The 9,717-nt window shown below is 70.7% G+C and carries 10 protein-coding genes and 1 pseudogene; 5 read left to right on the forward strand and 6 right to left on the reverse strand.

Translation table 11 applies throughout. From position 1 onward, the window contains the following. Nucleotides 1–314: 314 nt before the first annotated feature. Nucleotides 315–599 (reverse strand): DUF2530 domain-containing protein, encoded by a 285-nt coding sequence (locus CCN35_RS02050; protein WP_067395847.1) that lies wholly within the window; start codon nt 597–599, stop codon nt 315–317. Nucleotides 600–926: 327 nt separating this feature from the next. Between CCN35_RS02050 and CCN35_RS02055 the strand changes: the two genes are divergently transcribed. Next, nucleotides 927–2,378 carry an NCS2 family permease gene (locus CCN35_RS02055; protein ID WP_067395851.1) on the forward strand — a complete coding sequence of 484 codons (1,452 nt, stop codon included), beginning with the start codon at nt 927–929 and terminating at the stop codon, nt 2,376–2,378. Nucleotides 2,379–2,460: 82 nt separating this feature from the next. Here the strand turns inward: CCN35_RS02055 and CCN35_RS02060 are convergent, their stop codons facing one another. Continuing rightward, nucleotides 2,461–2,643 carry a ribbon-helix-helix protein, CopG family gene (locus CCN35_RS02060; protein ID WP_067395858.1) on the reverse strand — a complete coding sequence of 61 codons (183 nt, stop codon included), beginning with the start codon at nt 2,641–2,643 and terminating at the stop codon, nt 2,461–2,463. Between the two features lie 164 nt (nt 2,644–2,807). On the opposite strand from CCN35_RS02060, the gene CCN35_RS02065 reads away from it, so the two are divergent. The 3 genes from CCN35_RS02065 (at nt 2,808) to thpR (ending at nt 5,299) form a co-directional block, all read left to right on the forward strand. After that, entirely contained in the window at nt 2,808–3,245 is a 438-nt protein-coding gene (locus CCN35_RS02065; RefSeq protein ID WP_086791339.1) for a MarR family winged helix-turn-helix transcriptional regulator, read from the forward strand. 28 nt (nt 3,246–3,273) lie between these two features. Further along, nucleotides 3,274–4,650, forward strand: a complete 1,377-nt coding sequence (locus CCN35_RS02070; RefSeq protein ID WP_079129768.1) for an MFS transporter — start codon at nt 3,274–3,276, stop codon at nt 4,648–4,650. A 76-nt stretch (nt 4,651–4,726) separates the two neighbouring features. Continuing rightward, nucleotides 4,727–5,299, forward strand: a complete 573-nt coding sequence (gene thpR / locus CCN35_RS02075) for an RNA 2',3'-cyclic phosphodiesterase (protein ID WP_067396139.1) — start codon at nt 4,727–4,729, stop codon at nt 5,297–5,299. Between the two features lie 305 nt (nt 5,300–5,604). Here the strand turns inward: thpR and CCN35_RS02080 are convergent, their stop codons facing one another. From CCN35_RS02080 to CCN35_RS02090, 3 genes are all read right to left on the reverse strand, one after another. After that, nucleotides 5,605–6,600: an aldo/keto reductase gene (locus tag CCN35_RS02080; RefSeq protein WP_067395872.1), complete on the reverse strand. Its 996-nt coding sequence runs from the start codon at nt 6,598–6,600 to the stop codon at nt 5,605–5,607. Between the two features lie 67 nt (nt 6,601–6,667). Beyond that, nucleotides 6,668–7,258, reverse strand: coding sequence for a Uma2 family endonuclease (locus tag CCN35_RS02085; protein WP_067395881.1), 591 nt, complete (start codon nt 7,256–7,258; stop codon nt 6,668–6,670). A 113-nt stretch (nt 7,259–7,371) separates the two neighbouring features. Continuing rightward, nucleotides 7,372–8,049 carry an SGNH/GDSL hydrolase family protein gene (locus CCN35_RS02090; RefSeq protein ID WP_067395884.1) on the reverse strand — a complete coding sequence of 226 codons (678 nt, stop codon included), beginning with the start codon at nt 8,047–8,049 and terminating at the stop codon, nt 7,372–7,374. 87 nt (nt 8,050–8,136) lie between these two features. Between CCN35_RS02090 and CCN35_RS02095 the strand changes: the two genes are divergently transcribed. Next, a complete protein-coding gene (locus CCN35_RS02095) occupies nt 8,137–9,129 on the forward strand; it encodes a hypothetical protein (RefSeq protein WP_067395887.1) in 993 nt (330 codons plus the stop codon). Nucleotides 9,130–9,242: 113 nt separating this feature from the next. Here CCN35_RS02095 and CCN35_RS02100 read toward each other — a convergent pair. Continuing rightward, a pseudogene (locus CCN35_RS02100) lies at nt 9,243–9,717 on the reverse strand (TetR/AcrR family transcriptional regulator); the annotation flags it as partial.

The raw sequence follows: 9,717 nt of genomic DNA on the forward strand, positions 1-9,717 counted from the left end.
GGTCCGCGGGCCAGGAGGAGCGGACGTCGGCGGAGTAGCAGACGGCGGGCGGGCGACGGCGAACCAGCGGGAGACGGCCCGCCGGGGCCGGGAGGAAGCCGGCCAAGCGCCGGGGCCCGAGGACAAAACCGCCTTCACCCCCACGGGACTTCACGGGACTGCCCCCGGCCCTCCCCGGAGAGGGCCGGGGGCAGTCCCGTGAAGTCCCGTGGGGGTGAAGGCGGTTTTGTCCTCGGGCCCCGGCGCTTGGCCGGCTTCCTCCCGGCCCCGGCGGGCCGTCGCCCGCTGGTTCGCCGTCGCCCGCCCGCCGTCCGCTACTCCGCCGACGTCGGCTCCTCCTGGCGCGCGGACCGCCTCGCCGCCTCCCGTTTGATGGCCGCGTCCCGCTTGCGCACGTACCAGATGCCGAGCAGGCCCAGCCCGCCGCCGGCCAGGCAGGTCCAGAGCCACCAGGTGTGGCCGTGGTCGCGGAGCCAGCCGTAGAAGGGGAGCTGGAGCAGGAAGAGGACGAACCAGACGATCGTGCCGCCGGTGACGGTGGCGACCACGGGGCCCTCCAAGGGCTCCGGTGCCTCGTGCTTGGGGGTCCACTTCGCCATGGGCGCCAGTCTATGGCCCCGCTTCCGGGTGCCCCGGCGCGGCGGGCTCTTCCGCACGGCTCCCGCCGATTCCCCCGCCCGTCTCTCCCGCCGGTCCCCGGGCCGGCCCACTTGTCGATCTTCTTGCAGTTGTCGATCTTCTTGCGGTTCCTTCTTCTACGCGCGGAGATGGTCTTTTGCCCTTCATATGTTCATACTGAAGCGGTTCGTGTCTGACCGCTTGTCTTCGGAGGAATCTCCAAACAGGAGAGGGCGGAGATCTGAGGGGGAACCCGACGGTCAGGCCCATCACCCCGTGCCGATTCGCATTCCCTGAGGTCAATTCGCATGTCCACCTCGGCCGCCGCCAAGGCCCCCGCTCCCGAGGAACCGGGAACTCCGCCGGTGTACGGCGTTCTCGACCGCTTCTTCAAGATCTCCGAGCGGGGCAGCACCCTGTCCCGGGAGATCCGCGGTGGCTTCGCCACCTTCTTCGCGATGGCCTACATCATCGTGCTGAATCCGATCATTCTCGGCAGCGCGAAAGACATGTACGGGCACCAGCTCGACAACGGGCAGCTCGTCACCGCCACCGCCGTGACCGCCGCCTTCAGCACGCTGCTCATGGGCGTCATCGGCAATGTGCCGATCGCGCTCGCCGCCGGCCTCGGTGTGAACACCGTCGTCGCGCTGCAGCTCGCCCCGCGCATGTCGTGGCCGGACGCCATGGGCATGGTGGTGCTCGCCGGATTCGTCGTCATGCTGCTGGTCGCCACCGGTCTGCGCGAGCGCGTCATGAACGCCGTACCGCTCGGCCTGCGCAAGGGCATCTCCATCGGTATCGGCCTGTTCATCATGCTGATCGGGCTCGTCGACTCCGGTTTCGTCACCCGCATCCCGGACGCCGCCCAGACCACCGTTCCGCTGCAGCTCGGCGCCGACGGCCACCTCAGCGGCTGGCCGGTCCTGGTCTTCGTGCTCGGCACGCTGCTCACGCTCGCGCTGATCGTGCGCAAGGTGCCCGGGGCGATCCTCATCTCGATCGTCGCGATGACCGTCCTGGCCGTCGTGATCAACGCCGTCGCCAAGGTGCCCTCCTGGGGACTCACCACCCCGGAGTGGCCCGGCAACCCCGTCTCGACCCCCGACTTCGGGCTGATCGGTCAGGTCAGCCTCTTCGGCGGCTTCTCCAAGGTCGGGGTGCTGACCGGCGTCCTGTTCGTCTTCACCGTGCTGCTGTCCTGCTTCTTCGACGCCATGGGCACGATCATGGGCATCAGCGACGAGGCCAAGCTGACCGACGCCCAGGGGCAGATGCCCGAGATCAACAAGGTCCTCTTCGTCGACGGCATCGCGGTCGCCGCCGGTGGCGCCAGCTCCTCCTCGGCCACCACCTGCTTCGTGGAGTCGACGGCCGGTGTCGGTGAGGGCGCCCGCACCGGTTTCGCCAACGTCGTGACCGGCGCCCTGTTCGTGGTGGCGCTGTTCCTGACGCCCGTCGCCACCATGGTCCCGTCCCAGGCGGCCACCCCGGCCCTGCTCGCGGTCGGCTTCCTGATCCTGGCCGGAGCGGTCAGGGACATCGACTGGACGGACTTCACCATCGCCATCCCGGCCTTCATCACCATGGTGATGATGCCGTTCACCTACTCGATCACCAACGGCATCGGCATGGGCTTCATCGCCTTCGCGGTGCTGCGTCTGGCGGCCGGCCGCGGCCGGGAGGTCCCGGTGCCGATGTACGTGGTGGCGGCGGTCTTCGCCTTCTACTACCTGATGCCGGCCCTCGGCCTGACCTGATCCGGTCCGGCCCCCTGTCCGGTCCGCCTCCTGATCCGGCCCGGGCCGACCGGGCCCGGCCGGTCCGGGCGGACCGGCCGGGTCAGGTGACTCCGTAGAACCTCTCCGTCTCCTCGACGGCGGCCTGGAATCGTTCGTCGAAGTCGGCTCGAATGAGCGTCCGGACGACATAGTCCTGGACGCTCATTCCTCTTTTTGCCGCATGACCCCTGAGCCGCTCGAGCAGCTCATGGTCGATGCGCACGCTCAGCACGCTTGATCCCATGGATCCCATGGGAACGAGAGTTGCCCCACACTTCGGCACGAGGTGTGACGTTCCGTGCCGATATCACTCGAAAGAGTGATGTTCTCTTGCCGTGGCAGGCATCACGGATGCAGGGCGCCCTTTCCATTGGTACTTAGCGAGAGTAATGAGTTACGCTAAAGACCATGCTGGATCTCAGCCGCGCCGAAGACGCCGCCGCCGTGAATTCCCTGCGATCCGCCGTGATGCGGCTGTCACGCCGGCTCAGGCACCAGCGCGTGGACGAGTCGCTGAGCCCCACCGAGATGTCGGTGCTGGGCACCCTCTCCCTCTGCGGAAGCGCCACCCCGGGCGAGCTCGCCCGCAAGGAGCATGTGCAGCCCCCCTCGATGACCCGCATCGTGGCGCTGCTCGAGGCCAAGGGGCTGGTCCGCCTGGAACCGCATCCCGAGGACCGGCGCCAGAAGCTGGTCACCAGAACCGAACGGGCCGAGTCCATGCTCGAGGAGAGCCGCCGCAAGCGGAACGCCTTCCTGGCCGGCCTGGTCGAAGGACTGGACGAGGAGGAGTGGGCGAAACTGCGCGCCGCCGCCCCCGTGCTGGAAAAGCTCGCGCACCTGTGAAAGACGTCGGACAAGGAGGCGAAACCCTTTGAGTACGGGATCCGGAGCAGACTCCGCCCCCGCACCCACCCACCACGACAACGCGCAGAACGCTTCCGAATCCCCCCGCAGGACCTCCCCCCGCACATCCTCGATGTTCAGCTCGCTGAGGATCAGGAACTACCGCCTGTTCTTCTTCGGGCAAGTGGTCTCCAACATCGGCACCTGGATGCAGCGCATCGCCCAGGACTGGCTGGTGCTGAGCCTCACCGGCTCCTCCGCCGCCGTCGGCATCACCACCGCCCTGCAGTTCCTGCCGATGCTGCTCTTCGGCCTCTACGGAGGCGTCCTCGTCGACCGGCTGCCCAAGCGGCCCACGCTGCTCGTCACCCAGACCTCCATGGCCGTCTCCGGCCTGGCGCTCGCCGCGCTCACCCTCACCGGGCAGGTCCAGGTCTGGCACGTCTACCTCGCCGCGCTGGCGGTCGGCCTCGCCACGGTCGTCGACAACCCGGCCCGCCAGTCCTTCGTCTCGGAGATGGTCGGCCCGAAGCAGCTGCCGAACGCGGTCAGCCTGAACTCCGCGAACTTCCAGTCCGCCCGTCTGATCGGCCCCGCCGTCGCGGGTCTCATGATCACCGGAGTCGGCACCGGCTGGGCGTTCCTCGCCAACGGGCTGTCCTTCCTCGCCCCCATCACCGGCCTGCTCCTGATGCGCGCCCGTGAGCTGCACGTCGTCGAGCGCGCCCCGCGCGGCAAGGGCCAGCTCCGTGAGGGCCTGCGCTATGTCGCCGGCCGTCCCGAGCTGCTCTGGCCGATCGTCCTGGTCGGCTTCGTCGGCACCTTCGGCTTCAACTTCCCGGTGTGGCTGTCGGCCTACGCCGAGGACGTCTTCCACGCCGGTGCCGGCGCCTACAGCCTGTTCAACACGGTGGTGGCGGTCGGCTCGCTGACCGGTGCCCTGCTCGCCGCCCGCCGCGGCGCGGCCCGGCTGCGGGTGCTCCTCACGGCCGCCGCGGCCTTCGGCCTTCTGGAGATCGTGGCCGCGCTGGCCCCGTCGTACTGGCTGTTCGTCCTGCTGATGGCCCCCATCGGGATCTTCGGCCTGACGGTCAACGTCACGGCGAACACCGCGGTGCAGATGGCCACCGACCCGGCCATGCGCGGGCGGGTGATGGCCCTGTTCATGATGGTCTTCGTGGGCGGCACGCCGCTGGGCGCGCCCCTGGTCGGCTGGATCACCGACACCTACGGTGCCCGGATCGGCTTCGCCTTCGGCGGTGCGGTCTCGCTCGCCGCGGCCGGTGTCATCGGGCTGATCCTGACCCGGGTCGGCGGGATGCGGCTGTCCTTCGGCTGGCACCACGGCCACCCGCGCGTCGGTCTGGTCCCGCGCGAGCGGCGCAAGGAGCTGGCGACGCTGTAGAGCCGGTGCCCGCGGGGAGGGCCGGTGCCGTGGAGCCGCCGGGCGCACGGCGGGGACACTGGCTTCCATGGGCTCCATGAGACTCTTCGCCGCCGTCCTGCCCCCCGAGAACGTCCTCGGGGCGCTCGCGCGCGAGGTCGCCGGGCTGAGGAAGCTGCCCGGCGCGGACCGGCTGCGCTGGACGCAGCGCCCCGGCTGGCACTTCACGCTCGCCTTCTACGGCGAGGTCGACGAGGAGCTCGTACCGGAGCTGTCGGCACGGCTGGAGAAGGCCGCACGGCGTACGGATCCCTTCCCGCTGGCGCTGCGCGGCGGCGGGCAGTTCGGACGCGGCAGGGCGCTGTGGGCGGGGGCGGACGGCGATCTGCGGACCATGCGGCTGCTGGCCGGCCGGGCGGAGGCGGCGGCACGGAAGGCGGGGGTGCCGATGCGGGAGCACCGCCCGTACCGGGCCCATCTCACGGTGGCCCGCAGCCGGGACGGGATGGACGTACGGGCCTACGTCCAGGCGCTGGCGGACTTCACGAGCCCCACCTGGACCGTGGAGGAGCTGGTCCTCGTCCACAGCCGTCTGCCCCGGTCCGGGACGCCGGGCGAGCAGCCCCGCTACGAGCCGGTCGCCCGCAGGCCGCTGCGCGGGGCCGGTTAGTCTCGAAGACGTGGACCCGAAAACCCGGAACCGGATCATGGCCGGTGCACTCGTGCTGATGTTCGCCGTCGTGGCCCTGGCGGCCGCGTTCGGCAAGTGACGCCCGTGAACGCGACCGCCGGGGCGGAGACGACGGGGCCGTGGACGCCTGCGCGGACGCCCGCCAGGGCCTGCTGACCCCGAAGCCCGGGAACCCGCCCGGCCCGTTTGCCGAGCGGACCTGCGGGCCCGCGGGCCACGGGCCCGGCGACCCGCCCGGCCCGTGACCTCTTCGGGCCCGTGGTCCCTTCGGGAACCCCCGGGAACTACCAGGCGAAGGCCTCCGGGGACGGTCCCGGACCCGGGAAGATCTCGTCGAGCTCGGCCAGCAGCTCCCCGCTCAGCTCCAGCTCGACCGACCGCAGGGCCGACTCGAGCTGCTCGACGGTGCGCGGACCCACGATCGGGCCGGTCACACCGGGCCGGGAGAGCAGCCAGGCCAGGGCGACCTCGCCGGGCTCCAGGCCGTGCTTGTCGAGCAGGTCCTCGTACCGCTGGATCCGGGAGCGCAGGGACTCGTCGGCGAGCGCCTGGGCGGCCCGGCCGGAAGTGCGCCGGCTGCCCTGGGTCTCCTTCCTGAGCACTCCGCCCAGCAGCCCGCCGTGCAGCGGCGACCAGGGGATGACACCGAGTCCGTAGTCCCGTGCGGCCGGGATGACCTCCATCTCGGCGCGGCGCTCGGCGAGGTTGTAGAGGCACTGCTCGCTGACCAGCCCGATGGTGCCGCCCCGGCGGGCGGCGATCTCATTGGCCTGCGCGATCTTGTAGCCGGGGAAGTTGCTCGACCCCACGTAGAGGATCTTGCCCTGCTGGATCAGGACGTCGACGGCCTGCCAGATCTCCTCGAAGGGAGTGCTGCGGTCGATGTGGTGGAACTGGTAGAGGTCGATGTAGTCCGTCTGCAGCCGCTTGAGGCTGGCGTCGACGGACCTCCGGATGTTCAGGGCGGACAGCTTGTCGTGGTTCGGCCAGACGGAGGCGTCGTCCGGGGCCATGTTCGCGTACACCTTGGTGGCCAGCACGACCTTGTCGCGGCGGCCACCGCCCTTGGCGAACCAGTTGCCGATGATCTGCTCGGTACGGCCCTTGTTCTCGCCCCAGCCGTACACATTGGCGGTGTCGAAGAAGTTGATCCCCGCGTCCAGCGCCGCGTCCATGATCGCGTGACTGGTCGCCTCGTCGGTCTGCGGGCCGAAGTTCATCGTGCCGAGCACCAGCCGGCTGACCTTGAGCCCCGTGCGTCCGAGCTGTGTGTACTCCATGGTTCACCACCCAACGTCGTGAAAGGGCTCAAGGCAAGAGGGCCTCGGCAAGGAGTGTGACGGTGTGTCAGTCCCGGGGGAAGTCGTCGGTCTTGAGGGTGAGGCCCAGAGGAGTCGAGGTCATGTCGACCTCGCCGCCGTAGGCGATGGACGTGTCGCTGAGGTACGTACCGTCCTTGGGCTGGGTGAACAGGCGGCACTCGCCCGCGTAGGGGTCGGCGATCAGGTGGACGGGAACTCCGGCGAGGGCGTACGCGGTCTTCTTGGGGCCGCAGTCGTTGAAGCCGGTGTCCTTGGAGACGGCCTCCGCGATGAACTCCACGTCCTTCGGGGACCGGCGCCCCCGCGCGTCGGGCGTGGCACCGTCACGGAACTTCACCAGATCCGGGGCGAAGCCGTTCCGATGGCCGGGGAAGTCGATGCGGACGTCGGACACCAGGTTGACGTCTTCGCCGAAGCGGCCCATCAGCACCTTGATGAGCAGGAAGACGGTCCGCCAGCGCACGGTGCGCTGCGGCGACATGCAGACGGCCCCCTCGACGATTTCCACCTTGTATCCCTCGGGGACGGGCATCTTCTCGAGCCGCTCGAACATGTCGTCGAGCCACTGCGTGTCGTCGCTCTCGGCCATCGTGATCCCGTCGTCCAGGACGGTCATCGTGGCGCTCCTCCCCGGCCGCACCGTGGACGAGTACGGCCGCGCAGTACAACGATACGCACGGTGACGAGGGCACGGCTTCCCGCGCATGTGCCGGAAGGAGCCGGCGCGGCTCAGCCGCCCCGGTACTCCCCGCCCCATCCCCACGCCTGGTGCATCGCCCCCGCGAACACCGCCGCGATCTTGTGCTCGCCGCTCTCGTTCGGGTGGGTGCCGTCGTAGGTGTCGGTGCGGATGTCGTACGTCGCCGGAGGGGAGGCGAGAAGCAGCGGGGAACGGGGCTCGTCCAGGTCGGACACCGCCTTGGCCAGCAGCTCGTTGAAGAGGGCCACCTGGGCGGCGAAGGGCGGGTCGGACTCGGCGCGCACATTGGGGATCACGGGGAGGACGACCATGCGGATGCGCGGGTTGCTCTCCCGCGCCGCCGCCACGAAGGCGCGCACGTTCACCTCCGTCTGCTCGGCGTTGGTGTAGAAGCCGAGGTCGATCAGGCCCAGGGAGACCAGCAGCACGTCCGGCCGGTGCTCCCGCACCGCCTCGCCGATCACCGGGGCCATGTGCCCCCAGCCCTCGCCCCAGCCGGCCAGATGGGCACGGGGAAAGTCCGGGACGGCGTAGGCGTACGAGACCGGCGCGTCCGCCGTCTTGTCGTACAGCGCCTCACGGGGGCCGACGAATGTGAACGGGCCGCCGTACGTCGCGCACAGATGCCGCCACAGCCGGTAACGCCACGTGTGTTCGCCCGCGCTGCCGATGGTCATGGAGTCGCCGACGGGCATGAACCTGAGCATCCGCTCATGATGGACGATCACGCGACGCGGTGCGATGTGAGGCCCGCCACGCGGGTGAACTCCCCCGCAGGATGGCAGGCTTGGGGTATGCGCCGACCGTTCTCCCTGCTCGCCGGGGTTCTCCTCGCGGGCGCGCTCACCGTGTCCGCCGTGCCCGCCGCCTCCGCCGCCGACGGCGACGGCGGGTTCACGATCAAGGACCCCCGCATCAAGGAGTCCAGCGGGCTCGCGGCCTCGCGCCGGCACCCGGGCGTCTACTGGACCCACAACGACAGCGGATACGGCCCCCAGATCTACGCCGTGGACGGCAGGACGGGCGAGACCGTCGCCACCGTCACCCTCAGCGGGATCGGCGAGCCCCGCGACGTGGAGGCCATCTCCATCGGGCCCGACGACCAGATCTACGTCGGCGACATCGGCGACAACCGCGGCGGCACCTGGCCGTATGTGTGGATCTACCGGCTGCCCGAGCCGAAGGAGCTGAAGGACCAGACGATCCGGGCCACGCAGTACGTCGTGAAGTACGAGGACGGCCCCCGCGACGCCGAGTCGATGGTCGTGCACCCGAGGACGGGGCGCGTCTACATCATCGACAAGAACGAGGACGGGGGGCACCTGTACGAGGGCCCCGCCGAGCTGTCCCCCTCGGGCACGAACATCTTCCGGCCGATCGCCCCCGTCGACCTGTGGGCCACCGACGCCGCCCTCTCGCCCGACGGCACACGACTCGCCGTACGCGGCTACTTCGGCGGCATCCTCTACGACTGGAACGGCGGCAGGATCAAGCGGATCGGCCGGCTCCAGGTGCCGTTGCAGGCGCAGGGCGAGTCCCTCACCTACAGCGCCGACGGCAGCAAGCTGCTGTACGGCAGCGAGGGGGCCGGCAGCTCGGTGGTGGCGTACGACGCGCCGGGCGCCGGGAAGAAGGACGGGGCGCCGTCCTCGCGGGACGACGGCGCGGGCTCCGGCGGCTCCGGCGCGGACGGGAGCGGCGGCCTCGGGACGGGCACCCTCGCGGCGGCCGTCGTGGCGGTGGTCGCGGTGCTGGGACTGGGGCGGCTGCTGCGCCGCCGGCGGTGAGACCGGCGCCCCGGCGGGCGGAACGCGTGTCCCGGCGGAGGGACGAGCCCGTGGGGACGCGGGGTCAGGCCGCGCCCCCACGGGCGGCCGGGGCGGGTGCCGGCCGCCCGTGGGGGCGCGGCCCGAGCGCCGGCGGTGGTGATGCGGAGGACGGCCCTGCGCGTCAGCGCGCGGTCGTGCGGGTCGGTGTCCAGGGCGCGGTGCAGGGTCAGGCCCTCGATCAGCGCGTCGAGCTGGCGGGCGGTGTCCGCGTCGAAGTGCCGCTCCAGCAGACGGCGGCTGCGGTGCATCCAGGCCCGGGTCAGCTCCCGGTAGGACGGGTTGCGGGCGGCGAGGGTGTAGAGCTCCTGGGTCAGGACGAGATCGCGGCGGGGGCCCTCCGAGAGGGCGTGGACGAGGTCGGTGACCGCCTCACGGGCCTGCTCGGGACCGTCGGCCCGGCCGAGGTGCTCCTCGAAGACGGCCACGATGTGGTCGGCGAAGCGGGTGAAGGCCTCGCGCAGCAGCTCGTCGATGCCGGAGAAGTGGTACGTCATCGACCCCAGGGGGACCCGGGCACGGGCGGCGATCTTGCGGTGGGAGACGCCG

It is taken from the genome of Streptomyces thermovulgaris, from assembly GCF_002155915.1.
Lineage (GTDB): Bacteria > Actinomycetota > Actinomycetes > Streptomycetales > Streptomycetaceae > Streptomyces > Streptomyces thermovulgaris.

Coding starts and splice junctions, on each gene's coding strand:
- CCN35_RS02050 (WP_067395847.1), bottom strand. CDS start 599: ATGGCGAAGTGGACCCCCAAGCACGAGGCACCGGAGCCCTTGGAGGGC.
- CCN35_RS02055 (WP_067395851.1), top strand. CDS start 927: ATGTCCACCTCGGCCGCCGCCAAGGCCCCCGCTCCCGAGGAACCGGGA.
- CCN35_RS02060 (WP_067395858.1), bottom strand. CDS start 2,643: ATGGGATCAAGCGTGCTGAGCGTGCGCATCGACCATGAGCTGCTCGAG.
- CCN35_RS02065 (WP_086791339.1), top strand. CDS start 2,808: ATGCTGGATCTCAGCCGCGCCGAAGACGCCGCCGCCGTGAATTCCCTG.
- thpR (WP_067396139.1), top strand. CDS start 4,727: ATGAGACTCTTCGCCGCCGTCCTGCCCCCCGAGAACGTCCTCGGGGCG.
- CCN35_RS02080 (WP_067395872.1), bottom strand. CDS start 6,600: ATGGAGTACACACAGCTCGGACGCACGGGGCTCAAGGTCAGCCGGCTG.
- CCN35_RS02085 (WP_067395881.1), bottom strand. CDS start 7,258: ATGACCGTCCTGGACGACGGGATCACGATGGCCGAGAGCGACGACACG.
- CCN35_RS02090 (WP_067395884.1), bottom strand. CDS start 8,049: ATGCTCAGGTTCATGCCCGTCGGCGACTCCATGACCATCGGCAGCGCG.
- CCN35_RS02095 (WP_067395887.1), top strand. CDS start 8,137: ATGCGCCGACCGTTCTCCCTGCTCGCCGGGGTTCTCCTCGCGGGCGCG.